The organism is Gemmatimonadaceae bacterium, from assembly GCA_020846935.1.
Lineage (GTDB): Bacteria > Gemmatimonadota > Gemmatimonadetes > Gemmatimonadales > Gemmatimonadaceae > RBC101.
Map to the genome: position 1 here is coordinate 96641 of JADLCY010000002.1, position 16854 is coordinate 113494.

Genomic DNA, 16854 nt, shown 5'->3' on the forward strand with positions numbered 1-16854 from the left:
AACCGGACCGAGGGCAACTGACCAGCTGCGACGCTCTCGTGGTGCGCTTGGCATGCGCTTCGGGGCACCGTGGAACGTACAGACCGTGCGCCACAGACCCCCGTTAGGCGCGGCGCACAGTCCGATACCCGGCGAAGGCTGCGACCGCCGCCATCAGGGCCGCCACGGCCACCCAGACGACGTGCGGTGAACGTGGCGCATCCAATGCGATGCGCACGGTGGGATCGCCAACGGCCACGAACGCGGCCCACTCTCGCGGCGGTGCGCCGGATCGCCAGGCACGCACGCGCACGCGGCGCAGCGACTCGGCCACCGGCTGCCCGCCGGCGAGCTCCCGGTAGAACTCCGTCATCAGCGGGAACGTGGAGCGGTCTCCGACGATCCACATTGTCGCGAGCAGAGATCGCGTCCCGGCGGCCACGAACGGCGCGGTGAGCGCCTGCATGCCCTCCCCTCGCACCAGAGGGCCAATGCCGCTGCGACAGGCCGACAGGACGACCAGGTCGGCGCGGACCCCAAGGTCGAGCAGGCTGGTTGCCGTCAACATTCCGTCATCATTGCTGTCCGCGGCAAAGGCGATCGCGCCGCTCCCGACGCCGTATTCGTCGGCTCTCGCATGAGTGGCGATGTGGATGATGGCGCGAGGGTCACGCACGGTCGCGGCGAAGGCGGCGATGGTGGCCCTCGCTCCGCGCAGGAGCGTCGACGCCCGACTCAGCCTCGCGACCATGGCCGCTTCACGCGCCGCGTCAGGCAACGGGGGAAGCGAGTCCCCGACTGCCGACCGGTAGGTGAGGCCACCGACCGCCACGACGCCCTCGCCCACCTGCCGGGCGGACTCGAACATCGCGAGCGCGACCTCCGCGGAAGGCGCGACGCTGGTCGCCAACCGCTCGAAGACATAGCGTCCATCGGCGAGCCGCAGGACGTCGAACGACACGCGATGCAGGGCGCCATCGGGGACGATGACGAGCGTGCTGGTCGTCGGTGGGAGGTGCGCGACGACGGAATCCACCAGTGCGGCGCCTAACGTGGAGGCCACACTCACCGCGTTGCCGCTGCCCTCAAGGGTGGCACGCAGCCTGGCGATTGGCGATTCGAGCGAATCGACGGGCGTGGTGACGAACCCCCGGATGGTGTCGCGGGTCACGAGGAGGATCGACGTCGGCTCTCCACCGCGGCCCACCACATATTCCACGACAGCGACGCCCGACGGCAATCCACGCTGGAGCCGCAGGGCCAGGCCGCTCGCGTCGCGCGCGGCCGTTGGCGCACGCAACCGAGCGATCAGCTCGCGCGCTCGGCTGCGCTCCGTGATCTCCAGCGCTTCGCGCGCGCGGCCGTGCACCACGAGTGCCGCGAGGATCGACGCCACTCCGGCATCGGGATCGGTGTCATCAGGCGAGGCCTCGAAGGCGGTCAGGCGCACGTCGCGATGGGTCAGTGTCGTGCGGTACTGGTCCATGACATCGGCTGCCTGATGCAGACGACGGGCCGCTTCATCGAGGTCGCCCTCGCGCCAGCGCAGCTCGGCCTCCCTGAGCCTGATGAAGTACAGCAGGTTGCCGTCGGCGAGGGCGTCACGCGCGGCAGCGTTCAGTCGAACGTGAGCCTCCCTGAACCGACCGCGTCGCAACGCCACACTCGCCAGCAGGTAGTTGAGCTGGCCGACGTTGCCACCATAGCCGCCACGTGTCAGGGTACGCAGGGCCGCCTCGAGGACAGCCTGTGCCAGGTCCCATTGCTCGAGACGCATGGCCATGGAACCCCGCAGCTCCATGGCGTGGGCCGCCCCCCCGGCGTATCCGGCCTGGAGCGCGAGTCGCGACGAACTGTCGTACAGCGCCGCGGCTTCGACCCACTGCCCCTGATTGGCGAGGATGTCTCCCTCGAGCGACACCGCGACTGCGCGCTCGGCGGCGGCGAGGTGTGGTGCGAGGTCGATCCCCCGCTTCGCCGGCCGGAACGCCGAGACCGGGTCACCGCTCGCGTACAGGAGCTGTGAGAGGTTGAGGGCGGCGTAGAACTCCAGCGTGGTGTCGGCAATGGCGCGTGCGTCCGCCATGCTGCGCGCGAGATCGTCGCGCGCCATCTGGAGACGTCCGGGTGCAATGAGCGCGCCACCACGCATCAGTCGAAGATCCGTCGCGGCGCGCCGCTCGCCAAACTCGTCGAGGGTCCGCAGGAACGCGGAGATGCTGTCGATGAGAAAGGCCACGTCGCCGGCGAGCGCGCGCACGTCAGCTCGGGCAACGAGGCACACGCTGGCCGCGCGCGGCACGCGGGCCCGCGCGGCACGCCGGAGCAGGAGCACGGCCTGACGCTCCCGGTCCGATTCGCGCAGTCCCTCCGCGCCGTAGCGGAGCGCGTCGCAGGCGCGGGCGATCGTGCGCGCGGAGTCGACCTGCCCACCGTCCGTCGGCGCGGCCGGGGACTGGGCGCGCGCCAGCGTCCCTGCGCTCAGTACGATCGCGGCCAGAACCCGGCAGGCAGACATGGCTCGAATCTCCGCCGCCGCTCCCGGACGCAACAGGGGCGGGCGGCTTTCAGCGCTTCTTCTTCCAGTGGTCCCGCACAAAGGACGCCGGGTCCGCGTCCAGGTGTCGCAACGCCGCTTGCAGCAGTTCGGTTGGCGTTTCGGGAAGTTTGTCGCGCTGGATCATGCGCTTGAGGAACCCGCGATCGGTGCTCACGCTCTCGATCACGGACTCCTTCGACAGCTTGCGGCTCGCGATCGCCACCGCGCGCACCGCCACGTCCCTCACCAGTCCCTTGAGCCCGCGTGACACGGCCGCGTCGAGCAACCGGCCAAGAGCCGTGAGTTCGATCCGCAGTTCCGACACCGGCAGGCCGTCGCGTGGGCGCTGGTCGAGGTACGCGTCCAGCTCCGGCATGGTGATCCTCTCGAGCGCGCGATCGGGCAACGGGACGTCGGCCATCAGCAGGTGCAGCAGTCGACGACCCTTGAGCTTGCGCAGCACCTCCTCCTCGACCTCCGTCACCGCGCGTGCCGTTCCGGCCACCCAGCGCCACCCGGGCGCGCCACCCCAGTCGCGACTGCGGATGCGGTTCGTCCAGCGCGCGCGTACATCCGGGTCGTCGAGCACATCCTCGAGAAGCACCTGCAACTGCTCGACGCCGAGTGGCACTGGCTCGGGCGCTCTCCAGAGCTGCACGACGACATCGAGCAGCGTCTCGTCGTGTGCCGCACGCAGCATGGTGCCCGTCGGGAGCTGCAGCGCCTGCGCGATGCGCACCACGGTGCTGCGTTCCTCGGGTTTGAGCATCAGGTCGCGGGTGGGCTCGCCGTGCGCAAAGCGACGGATCGCGTTGGCCACCGGATAGCCGTTGAGCCCTCGGGCAGGTGGCTGCTGGATCCATCGACGCAACAGGTCGACGGCAAGCACCTGCGCGTCGCCCTGATAGCGCCCGAACTGCTGCATCACGAGGTCGGCGTCCCGGGCATCCATGCCTTCCGCGGCGAAGTAGTCCGATGCCGCAGCCCCAAACGGTCCCGTGCACCCTCGTGGCTCGCCGCCAAAGAGCGCCGCCGAATACGGATCTCCGACGACAGCACCCAGGCGCTCGCGCAGGCGTGCCCCTCGCTGGGACTCGCTCACGAACGTGGCTCGCTGCGCGAGCAGGGCCCGCACCATGAGCCCGCCGAGCGGTCGCTCGTCGCGCAACACCTCGGTCACGAGCCGACGCGCCATGTCGGACCGCGCCCCATCACTCGCCGAGAGCGCAGACGACACGCCGTGCTCGAGGGCGCACTCGGCGATGTGAAACGCCATCCAGGGACTGTGCTCCGCCCATCGGTTCACCAGGGCATCCACGGCAGACGCGTCGTCGCGCTCGATATTGGCGAAGAGCGCCGACAGGTCCGGCGCCTCGACACTCGAGCCGCCGGCCAGGCGGCGCGCGACCTGGGCCATCGGCTGGTCGCCAAGCGCGTCGAGGAGGTGCGAGGGTCCGTGGCGGGCCGCTTCGCGCAGCGCAAGCCATGACAGTCGTGCGCTTGCCGCGTCGACCCATTGATCGACCCACGCCGCGCCATCGGCGGACGTGAGCAGCGGAATCCACGCATCGCCGGATGTTGACGCGCCCACCGCCCTCGTCAGGCGGTCAACGACAGATTGACGTGCCGGAGAGGGAACGTCGAACGCCGCAACGTGCGCCAGCTCGCGCGCATCGGTGATCGACTCGACGCCAAGCAGCATGGCCAGCGCCCGCCGAGTGCGCAACACCTCGCCGCCAGACGCGCTCAGGGCGCGTTTCCATGCCTCGGCAAAGGCCGGTGCGGCGGAGTCGACGAGGAGCGGATGGATGGTGCGAGACTCCAGGGCGCGTTCGAGCAGCGCCTCGAGCAGCTCGTCCCGGGATTCCACGAAGTCTTCGGCCGCGGTCGCGCTCGCGGCGGGAGCCGACCCGGACAGGATCGCGCCGATCGCCGACTGCTCGCGCACCGCGCGCGCGACCCGGAGGGACGCCGCACGCCAGTCGAGGTCGTAGGCGATCGCGTCCGGGGCCGTGAGCCGTGGCAGCCGGCGCGCCACGACCGCGGCCACCTGCGCGACCGTCGTGCACTGGCGCACCAGCGGCTCGATCCACTCCACATACGCGATGCCGGGCGTGAGATCGAAGTCCTGCGCGTTCTTCGGGTTTCCTCCGATGACACGCAGGCCTCCCAGCGCCGCCATGCCCGAGGCCATCGCCACCGCGGTATCCATGGTCATGAGCCCCGCGCCTACCGGGATCCGACAGCGGAGCGTCGCCGGCATGGCCGCCAGGCAGGCAGACGCGAGTTGGAGGAATGCCTCGGGCATCGTCTCCCAGTCCTGCACGTTCACCGGCACGCCGGACATCACGCCACGCAACAGGACACGCACGCCGTCGAACCATTCCGGCGCGAGCACTTGCGGGTCGTCGTCCACGACCTGGAGCGGTGCGAGGTCCAGGTCGACCGTGGTGCGCGGCTCCACCAGCAGCACCTTCGCCAGCCCGGCAATGGCATGCGGTGCGAGCTGCGTGGCGTCCGCCGCCGCATAGTGGACCTCGGAGTAGAAGCGTCCGTCGACACCTTCCCCGCCTTCGGATCGTTCCCGCTGTCGCCCACAGATGACCCACGGCGTTCCCTCGAGCATCGCCACACCCGTGACGATGCCGCCCGTCCTTGCCCATGCGCACTGGGCCCAGCGCCGCGGGTCACGATCACCGAGCCCGATCTTCGCCGGGTGACACTCTCCCGCCAGCGCCATCGGAAAGTTTGCGCTGCGACCGGTACAGCCGTGCTCCGACCCCGGAACGATGGGCCCGTCCGGAGCCTGCACGCGCTTGCCATAGACGAAATGCTCCCACGTCGTCGTGGTCACGGTCGACCTCCCAGCCAGCCCTCCAGCGGGCGGACAAGCCACGCGACGAACATCGTGATCAGCACCAGCGGCACCGCGGCCCAGTACAACAGCCACAGCACCACGATCGCGGCGGTCGCCAACGGCACCCCGAGCCAGGGTCGACGCGTGGCCATGCGACCAACGCCGCTGTGCAGCACATGCATCTCCCAGTTCATGGCCGGCAGGAGCCGCATCGCGCGATCGAACATCGTGGGATGGGCCATCAGAAGACCCGCACGACAAGGATGGTACCGAACAGCAGCGCGATGTACGTCGCCGCGGGAAACAGAAGCCGTCGATCGATCAGGGGCACCGAGTCGGGCACAGGAGCAGCGCCCATCGGCAGGTATGGGCGCAGCCGGACATATCGCATCAGGGCGCGCCGTGCGCCACGCAGCGTGAGCGCTCCGCCCAACGCGAGCAGTGCGCCGAGGACGACAGAACCGAGCACCGACATCAGCGCGCCGTGGTCGAGCGGAGCGAGCGCGCGGCGCAACGCCGTCACCACAAACGTCCATGGCTGGATGCCTTCCCGGAACCCACCGACCCATCTGGTAATCGTGAAGTCCCACGCCGCGGTGCCATCGCCGGCGAACCTGAGACCCATCGCCGTGATGAACACGATGTACACCACCACACCCACGAGCCCGACAATGCCGGCCTCGGCGATCGCGACGAGCATGCCGATCGCCAATGCGTAGACCGTCAGCTGCAGCAACACGGAGAGCGTGATCGCGACGACCCACACCGCCCACTCCGCCGTCACGATGCCGGCGGACAACAGCAGTGCCACGCCGTACACGACGAGCATCAGGGCCGGCAGCATGAACATCGCGAGCACGACGAGCTCGGCCAGCTCGGTGTTGGCCGCGACCTCACCGGCCGTGGTCATGCGCCCGCGCGTCCCGAGACCCACCACGGTGCCGATCATCGCACACGTCGTCACGAGCATCCAGTCGATGACGATGCCGCCCTCACCACCGCGCAACGTCACCTCGGTCGCGACCCACGACGTCCCCATGAGGAACGCCACCAGCGCCGCCGCGCGCGTCGGCCTGCCCTGCGCGCGCCGCAGCCCGCGGCCGATCCCGCTACGAAGGCCCGCACCAAGGCGGGCGCGACCATGCCGTATCACCTGGATCACGCTCATGGCCGCTCCCTCCAGCAGACACCTCGCGCAAGAAACTCCAGCGGTTCGAACGCGCGATATGGCAACCAGTCGTCGCGAAAGGGTTGGCCATTGGTGCGCAGCTGCCATCCGGAGGTCGAGGCTTCGCACGCGACCTCCCCCGTCGCGACATCAAAGCCAAGCGCTGAGACCATGGAATACCAGTCGCCACCAGGGGGCACATGCTGCCTGACGAGTGACGGCAGACCCGCGCATGCGGCCGCGACCTCGTGCGCGCTGTCGCGCAGTTCGAGCGTCGCCAGCGCCGCGTGCCCTTGATCAGCAACGAGGAGCTCGGCCATGGTCAGGACGACGGCGATGCGCGTGAACGCAAACGTCTGGCGCTGACGGCGCGTCTTCACAGCAAGGGAGATGATGTGCCGGAGCCGCTCGGTGAAGTCGGCCGGTCGCGCTGCCGGCGCCGCGGGTACCACGACCAGCAGGGCATCGGAGGCAGCCATCGACTGGACCACGAGTGCGTCGACCTCACACCCGGGCGCCGGCATGCACCCGCCGCCGGGTACGTCGACCATCGAGAGTCGCATGGACTCCTTTCCGATGCCGAACAACCTGGATCCCGGCAGGTCGACAAAGAACTCGAGAAGGGAAACAGCGCTCGTGGCCGGCACGCTGCGCCCGCAGAGGAGTGCGGTGGCCGAGTCATCGAGCGCGACGGCGGCGGCGCTGCGCGGATCGGCGCGCACGACCATCGGACGCGAAGCCCGCCGCACGGAGAACGCGGCACGCAGGAGCGCGGCAAGGTACATCGTCTTGCCGGAACCGGTCGGTCCGATCACCGTGACCTGCATTCAGCGTGACGGAGCAAACATGTGCGGCAGCTCGCCGGCAGCGTAGACCTCCAGGTCGCGCGCGGTGCCGGTGGCAAGCCAGAGGAACGGGTCGATGACGCGGAACGGCACCCAGCGCTCGATGAGCGCGTTGGCGCCAGCCGCCGTCAGCTCCCACTGCGCAAGGCGCTGGTTGGCCTCGTCGTAGTTTGGGGATCCGTCCGGCGTGAACCCGTAGACCGACGTCCACCCAAACCCGAACTGCGCGTCGGCGCAGAACGTCGAGAGCACGCGGAAGATCACGCTCGGCAGCAAGGAGCGGCAGCAGGCCTGCGGAGATTCACGTTCAGCTGTGGCGCGCGCTTCCGTGCCCTTGTCCGCAAACCGCGAATCGACCTTGGTCAGGCAGACCGCCACGCGCTTGCATGGCAGCGTGGCGAGCCCGGTGTCGCGCATGATGCCCGGCAGCGCCTCGAACATCTCGAGGGCCCGCGTGTTGTCGGTGGAGTCGAGACACAGCATCAGGCCGCTCGCCCGGGTCAGTGACTCGACGAGCGCATCCCGGAATCGCCGATACTCGACGATGTCGAACGACGCGCCGCCCGCCGTGGGGTTGGGAAAGAGGGCGCCGCCAGGGCCGTCCCAGAGCGAAAACCGCCCCTCGGTCTCCTGCGTTGGCCAGGGGAGGAACGCGACCTTGCGGCGCTGGACGTGCAGCGTGAATTCGTATTCGATCACCTCGTTCGTTGCGCTCATGGGCAACATGCCCTCGCGAATCGTGCCCTGCGCCAGGTCGGCGAGCGCGCTCATGGCGGGGTTCGGGCGCAGGACGCGCACGCTGGTGCCTTCTTCGGTCAGTTCGTAGGACCAGGAGGCCTGCGCGAGTGTCGCCAGGAGGCCGGTCTTTCCGGACTTGGTCGGGCCGATGATGAGGTAGTCGGACACGTCGTTGGACTCGGGGGATCCCTGGGGAAGGCCTAACGTGGCGCCGCGTTCGATCCCGCACAGGGGTCGTGGCGCCGCCACTGCCGGGCCAGCGCGCCGGCCAGCGACGAGCGGGCGAACTGGAGATGAAGGCTTGGCAGCGCCGCGGTCGACACCGCCCCCGTACGTTCCACCCAATCGTCCCGGAACGTCAGGTACACGATAGCCCCGACCCCACAGCGGAGTGGCGCATTCGCCGACGACGAAGCCGGGATACCCGCCACCAGGGCCAGTGCCTTGAGAAACACGCCATCCGGTGCATCGGCCGACGCCGCTTCGTTGAGCGTGCCGGTCTTGCCCATCACGACCATCGAATCAGGAAACCGGCCGATCGCGGCAATGGTATGATCGAGCCCCGACGCCGTGCCCGAACTGGTGACGAGCGCCAGGCCGCCGCGCACCCTGGCGAACGCGCGCGCGGCCTCACGCGGCACACTGCCAAACCGCGCCACGCCCCCCGCGGGCTGCTGGCGCACGGACAGGTGCACCCGGCGATCAGTGGCAATCCGCGCGTAGGCCTCCATCGCCCCGACCAGCGTCCATCGATTCTCCCATCCCCCGATCGCAAACCGGGCCAGCCAGTCCACCGGCACGCCGATGGAGTCGGGATAGATGAACCACGGTCGCGAGACCCACGGCAGGAGGCTCGCGTCGCGCGGTACGACGTCGATCGCGGGATTGGGCACGGTGTCCCGACGCCAGAGGCGCGAGGTGCGGCCCGCACGACGATCAGCAACCACGTCCACGTCATCGAAGAGCCCGAGCAGCCCATCCACCACCGGCGCCTGTGACAGCACCGCGCCCCCGACACGCCCACGACGATCGGTGATGGTCGCCCCTGCCCCATCCTGCAACGAGGCGATGAACAACTCGGCAGCGTACTGATTCGACGAACACTCGAGAAAGTGCTCGAAGTCCACGACCGCCGGACAACCATTCGATGGATTGGCGATCCCGGCGACCAGCGGCAGGCCGCGCACCGTCCCAAAGCGCCCTTCGCTCCTCGTGATCGTGAGGTCGGCGAGTCGCGGCTGCTGCGAGAGGATCGCCGCCGCGAGCAGGGGCTTGCTCATCGAGCCAAGCAGTACCGGCTCCATGGCCAGCAGCGGCTCGTCGCCTGTGGTCGATTCGGCAATGGCCTTGAGCTCGCCACTCGCGAGGTCCATCACCACGACCGAGGCCTGCTCGACGTAGTCACGCCGCTCGGCGATGAAGCGCGCGAGTTCCTCATCGATGTCGCGGGTGAGCGCCGCGTCGATGCTGAGCGTCAGCGTCTGCTCGCCGTCAGGAAGTGCCATGAGCCGGCCCGCGCGCGCAAAGTGGCGCAGCGAACCCGTGCCGGTCGCCTGGAACGTTGAGCGTCCGTTGATCCACTGTGGGCCGCTCAGGCGGTCCGGGTCAATGCGCGAAAACGCCAGCGCGCCCGTTCCCGGAAGGAACACCAGGTCGCCCGTGCGCGCGCGGGCTTCGCGCAGGACGCGGGCGCCGTTCAGCCAGAACGCGGAGCCGTCTTCGCGCGACAACGCGAGTCCGCCCCCGGCGAAATCGGCGCCGTCGCTCTTTACACGAAGATCAAAGCCCTTGCCCACACCAAGTCCGGCTGGCGAAAGACAGGAAAGCAGTCGCTCCCTGGGCGTGATCACTCGTGCGTGGCACGCGGCCGGCGCATCGACGCGCGATGACGTCGTGCGACCGTCGAGCAACTCGTCAGCGAAGCGACGGATCACTCCCGGCCCGGTGCGTGCGCCTGCAGGGCGCACGATCGCTCCTTCGCGCTCGGTGCCTGGCGCCCTGACGGCATGCGGCGACGCGTTCATGCGTTCGCTCACGACCCAGGTCCCCGCATCGGTGCGCGCGAGCCTGAGCAACGAACGCGACACCGCGGGCGGACCGGTCGGTTCGCGTCCGAGCAGCGCCGGCAACCAGGCACGCTTGCTCGCTTCGGCGTTGAACGCATCGATCTGATCCCGCAGATAGCCGCCGCGCCCAAGCGCTGGCAGCTCCGTGGAGTCACCGGTTGCGGTGAGCGAATCAACCACGATGCGTTGCCCCGAAGACGAAAGGCGCACGCGTGCGTGCGACACGAAGTCGCCGCCACGGTTGCGCACCAGAGCGCGCGTCTCGTCGCGTGCTCCGTCGTACGTGAGATCGGCGATGGATCCGGTACTCGCGGTCACCGTCAGCACGATGCTCACACCGAGTGCGGCAAGGGCGAGGAGAAACACCGCGTGCTCGAAGCCGATCGCACCCACGACCTGTCGCAGCGTCCAACCCAACCGCCGAAGGAAGATGCGCATCAGGTCGTTGGTGGGTGCATGGTCTGCGTACGCATGCCGCCGGCGAGCAGCATTCCGACCGCCCCGGCGCACAGGGCCACGTCGCTCCAGGCGTTGAGGCCCAGGAACGGCATGTTCTGGCCGGTGATCGGCACCACGCCGAGGTTGGACAGGGCGACGTAGGCCGCCGGAATCGCGATGAGCAATGCCGCCACCAGAAAGAGGGCGCGACTCGCCCGCAGCCCGACCGTGTCTGCCTGACGCCTGAGGGCGAGCAGGATCGCAACCACAAAGCACGCATACGCCAGCAGCAACGCCACGCCCCCCACCGCGCCATGCTCCTGGAGCACGTACACCGCATAGCTGTTCTCGGCGTATGAGACGGCCTCGGCGATGCCGCCGCGTCCCACCGGCGCGCGACCGAGCCCTCGCCCGAGCAGCCCCGCCGCAGCGTACGCGCGTGTTCCCCAGGTCTGCTCGATCGACGGGATGAGCAGGTCGCGCGCTTCGCCCGGTCGGGCCGCGACCAGCAGGCGCTCCGCCGCGGCCTGGTCGACCGTGGCGACCGCGCGCGCCGCTGCCCGTTCCAGCGAGCGATTGATTGGCCCGATTGGCACCCGGAACCCCAGAACGCCCTGCATGCGTTCGAATGCGGTCGCCTGGTCCACGTACGTGGCGTCGCGCGACCCAATGACGCCGATCGAGGGAAAGAGCACGCGCGAGCCCATGAACCACACGACGGCGATGATGAGCAGGCTCACTGCGATGCGTCCGGCGCGCGCCAGGGCTGTCCAACCGACGGCAAGCAGCGCGGCCGCGCCGATTGGAATCGCCATGACCAGCAGCAGGCCCATGTCGAGCGCCGCGAGCGGCAACAGCAACAGGAGCGGCGCCGCCAGCAGCAGGGTCACCTGCCACCACGGAATCGCCGCGACGCCTGCTCTGGAGGCGAGCGCGAGGTGCGCGGCCAGGCTGCGTCCGATGCGCACGCTCACGAGCGCGACCAGGACAACGAGCAGGAACGCCGCCATCGCCCCGTTTTCGCTCATCCACTTGAGTGCCGCGATCGCCGCGACCGACACCATCACGCCAAACTGCGCGAGGCCGGGCCGCGAGCCAGGTTCCGCCCGACGCACAACAGACACAACCCAGCGCACCACCGCGATGGCGACGCCCAGGGGAGGCATCCATAGCGCGATGGTCCACTGCAGCGGCACCAGCGCCAGCTGTCGATCAGCGGCGGACAGCAGGCGACCGTCCGTGAGCGAGCGCTCGACGTCGACGGCGTGCTCGATGACCTCACACGGCCCACCGTCAAACCGGTGAAACGTTGACCCGGCGAAGGCACTGACCCAGGCCAGCAGAAACCACGTGCCAAGTACGAGAGCGCCGACCAGCAGCCCGTTGAGCGTGGCGCTCCGTGAAGCAATCACGAGGAGCCCAAGCGTGATGACTGCCGCGGCATACCACCGGATGAGCGAACCGCGGCGCGCGCGGCTGCGCACGTTGGCAAACGGCCGCCACGCGCGCACCCGGGTCCAGGCGAGGTTCGATCGATCGTGCAGTCCCACGAGCAGCGGTGGCACCCACCGCGACCAGAGTAGCAGCCCGAGGGCCACGACCGTGATGGCGACCGTCATGCCAATCGCCGTCTCCAGCCCGGCCTCGTTGTACGGCGGAAAGAACGTGACGCGTGCGCCGACCGTGAGCCGAGCGACGAGAAGCGCGAGGAACGCGCTCAGCGCGAGGGCGAGCCCGTGCTCGCTCACGCTCCGATTGCGCGCGACCATTCCGCCACTCATGCGCACGAGTTGCCACACCACGAGCAGCAGCACCGTGAGCGCGCCAGCCACGATCGCGATCCGCGTCAACCCTTCGAGCTGGTTCTCGGCCGCGGCCAGGATCACGAAGTGCGTGGGGTTGGCAGACGCCGCCTCGCGTGACCCGTTGGGGGTGATGTGCGCGCGCGTCGCGGGAACGTAGGTGGCGGCCGCACCTTGAACGTGGAGCACCTGGCGGTCGACCGCGACGTCAAAGCCGTCGGCGGCGGGCCGCAGGCTCGCGAGCAGGGCAAAGCGCGTGGTATCGAGGCCCGCCGACCCGAGCCACACGTACGCGGCCGGGGCCGACAACTGCCGCAGGGACAGCAGCCCGCACGCTTCACCGTCGACGCAACTGGTGCCGCTCGGCAGCGGAGCGTCGAGCGGGCGCGGGTTGCGCACAAACCTGATGGAGAGCCCCGGCGCGGCTGACCGTTCGCGCCGTGTGCTCACCAGGTCGAATCGCCACGTGCCGCCGCCATGACGGACCTCGACGCGCGTGGAATCGGCCAAACGCATTCCACGGGTTGTCTCCGCCATCGCGTCACGGGCAACGAGCGGACTGACCGCGGACAGCAGGAAGCGCCGGTCGCCGGCACGTTCGACCAGCGGGGCGAGGAGACCGGGCCAGTTGCCGTTGACGTCCTGACGCCGCGACAGCTCCTGCACCCGTACGAATCGGTCGAGGGGCAGGTCGACGAGGTTCGCGCGCGGGCCCGCGCGGTCCAGTGCCGCGAGGGACGTCCCGGCGCGGAGCAGGCGCTGATAGCGTGCAGCGAGCCGGGGATTGGCGGGAGCGAGGAGAAAGTCACCCATCGTCTGCGATCGAAGCACCACGGCGCCATCTCGCCACGCAAGCGCAAACGTCTCCAGCGGCCGACCGCGGGCGTCATGCACGACTGCGCGACTCGCCGTATCCGCGAGGAGCGCGCCGAGCACCGCACTCGACGATGATTCGCGCAGGCGCACCAGGCTCGCGACCCGTCGCGTGAGTGATGGCTGTGGCGCCGACGCGTCGGGAGACACACGGGCGTGTTCGACCTCGTCAGGCGGAACGAGGAACCAGGCCCCGGCGCGCCGCACGACGGTGAGTCGCCACGGCGTCTCCTGCTCGGGTGCAAACGGAAACAGCACATCCGCGCCCTGCAGGCCCGCCCCGATCGTGACCGAATCCGTCTCGACGTGGACGCCACGGTAGCGCAGGTGCGTGGAGCTGACCTGCCGACGCGCCGCGAGCTGGGTCGTGAGGAGGCTCGATGGAATCAGCACGCCGTGCAGGAGGACGATCTGAGCCGCCCGCGCCGGCAGGCCGACGCTCCCCCCCGAGAACGACAGATAGATGCCAAAGGCGACGGCGCAGGCCAGCCACCACGCGAGGAGGGGGGCATTCGGCCAGAGCCATGCAGCCGCCCACCCGCCGCCGATGCCAAGCGCGGCGATCACCACGAACAGATTCGCGCGACGAGCGTGCCCCATGAACTCCCATACGGCTGATGGTGGGCTCTCGTGCCACCGGCCGACGGCGAATCTGCGGGTGCTGCGACGAGTGCGGCCCGAATCGGCGCCGGGAGGGCCGGCGCCGCAAGGGCTACCGGACGGTCGCGGACACCTCGTGAATCATGATCGAGGACACGTGCGCCATCGAGCCGTATTGCGCCGCGAACCGCTGCACTTCCGCCGCACCCGGGTGTCGCTCGAGGTTGCGCGCCCACCGGAACGCGATCGGCTGGAAGCGGAGCGCCGCAGTGAACGTGTACGGGCCCGCTCCGCGCGGGACCGGCACCACGTAGGTCACACGATCGCCGCCGCCCACGAAGTCCGGGTCACCCAGGGCCTCACCTTGCACCGCGATGTCGGCGTGGGCGGTGGCCTTGTCGAACCCGTCAGGGAGGAGGCGGTTGTCCTTGAGGTAGCGCACCGCCGACAGCAGGCCCGTGGTCACCCTGCCCGCGGTGTCGGCCAGCACCGACTCGTAGATCTGGACCTGGCCCGGCTGCGAGATCTCGCGGTAGTGCGGCTCGAACACCGCGCGGTCGAGATCGTTGTCGTTGCCGGCGATGGAGCCATCGGGGGCCACCGCACCGCTCTCGAAGACCGCGTGCCCATCCCGGTCGCGCACCGTGACGTGCAGCCAGGCCCGCCGCGAGGGGTACGCTGTTGGCAGTTTGTGACCGGAGAGGTTCTTCACCTCCACCACCGCCTCGATGCGATCGCCGTTCAGCTGCGACCGATCGATCGTCACGCGCGCAGTGGACTCCCGGAGATAGTCGATCGTCTTGCGCACGCTCGTGGCCATCTCCTGCGGCTGCGCCACCACGCCCAGCTCATCGCGATACCGATTGAGCAGATTGAGCATGAAGAAGTTGCCGCCGCGGAAGTCGTGGCGACCGAGCTGTTCCCGTGGCTGGCCGAGCACGCTGGCGATCGGCATCGGCTGCTCCACGGGCGGCATGTGACACGACTGGCAACTCACCCTGGTCTGGTATCCGCTGTGTTTCCACTCCTGGTACGGCACCTGCTCGGGCAGCCGGCCAACCACCTTGCCCGCTGCGTCGTGGACCTGCGTGTACAGCGTGTGACACGTCGCGCAGAGTTCGGACGCACGCACGTGCGTACCCTTGGCGGGAATGAACTGTGACGACGAGTGCATCACGCCGCGCCGGCCCTCGTCGATGTCATAGGGGCCATACACAGGCCGACGTCCGGCGCGAAGACTCTGGTCCACAGTGAAGCGGCCCGAAAAGCTCTCCGGTTGACCGAACTGCGTGTCGAGGATCTGGTGGCAGACGGTGCATCCCACGCCATCCGCCGCCAGCGCGGATGGTCCTTCGGCGCCCGCGTCGATCGGGAGGTGTGCGAACACCTCCGCCTGTTCGCCGTTGGCGTGCGCCTGGTAGCGCATCATCGGCATGTGGCAGACGGCGCATTCGTCCTGGATCGCCGCACCCAGCTCGGGATGATCGAGCGTTTCGGCGCGCACCGATGCCTGCCAATACGGATCGCGCGCCGAGTTCGCCATCATGGTGGCGCGCCACGACGTGCCGATCGAAACGTCTTCGCCGTCGGCGGTCGTCAGCCCGTTGTGGCAGGCCATGCAGCGCTCGGACGTCTCGAACAACGGAGGGGACTTGGCCGCACCCGCAGCGAGCTGCGTTCCTCCGGCCCCACATCCCGGCAACACCGCGGCCAGCCCCAGCGCAATCATCGCGCGCATCATCGAACCCCGCATCACCAACCTCCCAGCAGCGGACCGTCGAACCAGTCCCAGATGATGTAGGCGACGAGCGATCGGCTGCGCGACGCGCGGTTCGTGATCGGGATGCGATAGCCGACGCTTCCAAGGATATGCTGACGACGACTCAGGCTCACCTGCATCTGCGGGATCCAGTCGACGTTCGACCTCGCACCCGCCGCCGTCGTCTTCCAGAACAGCCCCTCGGCGATTGGGCTGAACGCGCGGCCACCAATGAAGACGGTCGTGCCCACAGCGCCACGGAAGAAGCGCTCGGTACTCGCGGTGTTCCTGAAGGGAATCTCCACGCCCCCGTGCACCTGTGCAAAGAAGTTGGCAGGGAACGCGAGCGCGCCAAGGAAGAACGGCTCGTACTTGAGCGAACCGTCGCCGAAGCCGCGCGTCCGATCGCCGGTCGGGAAGGTGAGTTCGCTCCCCAGGCTGAGGATGCCGGACTCGTTATGCAGCACCGCGCGCTTGAGCGCCAGCGACACGTCGCCCATCTGGACCCCGGTCCAATGGACCGGCGCGCCGGACGGCATCTCGCGCACCGACACTGGCAGTTGCAGCTCCCACTGCGTCCGCGAGCCCACGCGCTTCTCGACGATCAACGTACTCGTCCCAACGCGGGCGCCCTCCCGGCCCACCCACTCGCCGTTGAGCACCACCTCGTCCTCGGGGAACGCCTTTTCCGTGAACGTCGCGCGCGGGAGGTTCATCTCGCCGCGCGGCCAGCTCGATTCGGTGCAGAAGCGGCGCACGTAATCGACCACGCGCGCAATTTCGTCGGGCGTAAGCGCACCGGCAAACGCGGGCATGCGCTGCGAGAACCGACGCGAGGGCCCCCCACGGCCGACCACTGTCTCCCAGTCCTGCGCCGCTTCACGCGAGGCGTACGAACAGTCGGTGAAGTCCGGAATCGCGTCGCCAAACCCGACGTGCGCCTGCGGCATCCCGCGCCCATCGGGCGCATGGCAGCTTTGGCAGGCCGCGGCATAGAGCTGCTGCCCCGTCAGGGGCGGGGCTTGCGACGACGCGGCGGCCGGAAGGCCTGCGACGACCAGGGGCAGGATGACCGACAGCAAACGCCAGGTGTCTTGCGGAACAGACTCAGCCAGCATGGGATAGGATTCAGGCCGACGCGACCACACGCCCGGCGCGCGCAAGACAGTGGCGAGGAAGCGTCGCCGCGT

Annotated in this window: 10 protein-coding genes; all 10 read right to left on the reverse strand. The window is 69.2% G+C overall.

The genetic code is table 11. From position 1 onward, the window contains the following. Nucleotides 1-103 precede the first annotated feature (103 nt). The 10 genes from IT361_04380 to IT361_04425 all read right to left on the reverse strand — a co-directional run bounded on the left by IT361_04380 (nt 104) and on the right by IT361_04425 (nt 16782). Nucleotides 104-2497, reverse strand: a complete 2394-nt coding sequence (locus tag IT361_04380; protein MCC6316909.1) for a CHAT domain-containing protein — start codon at nt 2495-2497, stop codon at nt 104-106. 49 nt (nt 2498-2546) lie between these two features. Further along, nucleotides 2547-5372 carry a hypothetical protein gene (locus tag IT361_04385; GenBank protein MCC6316910.1) on the reverse strand — a complete coding sequence of 942 codons (2826 nt, stop codon included), beginning with the start codon at nt 5370-5372 and terminating at the stop codon, nt 2547-2549. Then, nucleotides 5369-5617, reverse strand: coding sequence for a hypothetical protein (locus IT361_04390; protein MCC6316911.1), 249 nt, complete (start codon nt 5615-5617; stop codon nt 5369-5371). The genes IT361_04385 and IT361_04390 overlap by 4 nt, the downstream gene beginning before the upstream one ends. After that, complete coding sequence (locus IT361_04395) at nt 5617-6543, reverse strand: hypothetical protein (GenBank protein MCC6316912.1); 927 nt, start codon at nt 6541-6543, stop codon at nt 5617-5619. Before IT361_04395 ends, IT361_04390 begins: the two co-directional genes overlap by 1 nt. Further along, on the reverse strand, nt 6540-7370 hold the full coding sequence (locus IT361_04400) for a hypothetical protein (GenBank protein MCC6316913.1): 831 nt from the start codon (nt 7368-7370) through the stop codon (nt 6540-6542). The genes IT361_04395 and IT361_04400 overlap by 4 nt, the downstream gene beginning before the upstream one ends. Beyond that, nucleotides 7371-8294 (reverse strand): hypothetical protein, encoded by a 924-nt coding sequence (locus IT361_04405; protein ID MCC6316914.1) that lies wholly within the window; start codon nt 8292-8294, stop codon nt 7371-7373. 32 nt (nt 8295-8326) lie between these two features. Then, entirely contained in the window at nt 8327-10630 is a 2304-nt protein-coding gene (locus IT361_04410) for a hypothetical protein (GenBank protein ID MCC6316915.1), read from the reverse strand. Beyond that, complete coding sequence (locus IT361_04415; GenBank protein MCC6316916.1) at nt 10630-13905, reverse strand: hypothetical protein; 3276 nt, start codon at nt 13903-13905, stop codon at nt 10630-10632. The genes IT361_04410 and IT361_04415 overlap by 1 nt, the downstream gene beginning before the upstream one ends. A 112-nt stretch (nt 13906-14017) precedes the next feature. Beyond that, complete coding sequence (locus IT361_04420; GenBank protein MCC6316917.1) at nt 14018-15658, reverse strand: hypothetical protein; 1641 nt, start codon at nt 15656-15658, stop codon at nt 14018-14020. Beyond that, nucleotides 15658-16782 (reverse strand): cytochrome c, encoded by a 1125-nt coding sequence (locus IT361_04425; protein MCC6316918.1) that lies wholly within the window; start codon nt 16780-16782, stop codon nt 15658-15660. Before IT361_04425 ends, IT361_04420 begins: the two co-directional genes overlap by 1 nt. Nucleotides 16783-16854 lie beyond the last annotated feature (72 nt).

Coding starts and splice junctions, on each gene's coding strand:
- IT361_04380 (MCC6316909.1), bottom strand. CDS start 2,497: ATGTCTGCCTGCCGGGTTCTGGCCGCGATCGTACTGAGCGCAGGGACG.
- IT361_04390 (MCC6316911.1), bottom strand. CDS start 5,617: ATGGCCCATCCCACGATGTTCGATCGCGCGATGCGGCTCCTGCCGGCC.
- IT361_04395 (MCC6316912.1), bottom strand. CDS start 6,543: ATGAGCGTGATCCAGGTGATACGGCATGGTCGCGCCCGCCTTGGTGCG.
- IT361_04400 (MCC6316913.1), bottom strand. CDS start 7,370: ATGCAGGTCACGGTGATCGGACCGACCGGTTCCGGCAAGACGATGTAC.
- IT361_04410 (MCC6316915.1), bottom strand. CDS start 10,630: ATGCGCATCTTCCTTCGGCGGTTGGGTTGGACGCTGCGACAGGTCGTG.
- IT361_04415 (MCC6316916.1), bottom strand. CDS start 13,905: ATGGGGCACGCTCGTCGCGCGAATCTGTTCGTGGTGATCGCCGCGCTT.
- IT361_04420 (MCC6316917.1), bottom strand. CDS start 15,658: ATGCGGGGTTCGATGATGCGCGCGATGATTGCGCTGGGGCTGGCCGCG.
- IT361_04425 (MCC6316918.1), bottom strand. CDS start 16,782: ATGCTGGCTGAGTCTGTTCCGCAAGACACCTGGCGTTTGCTGTCGGTC.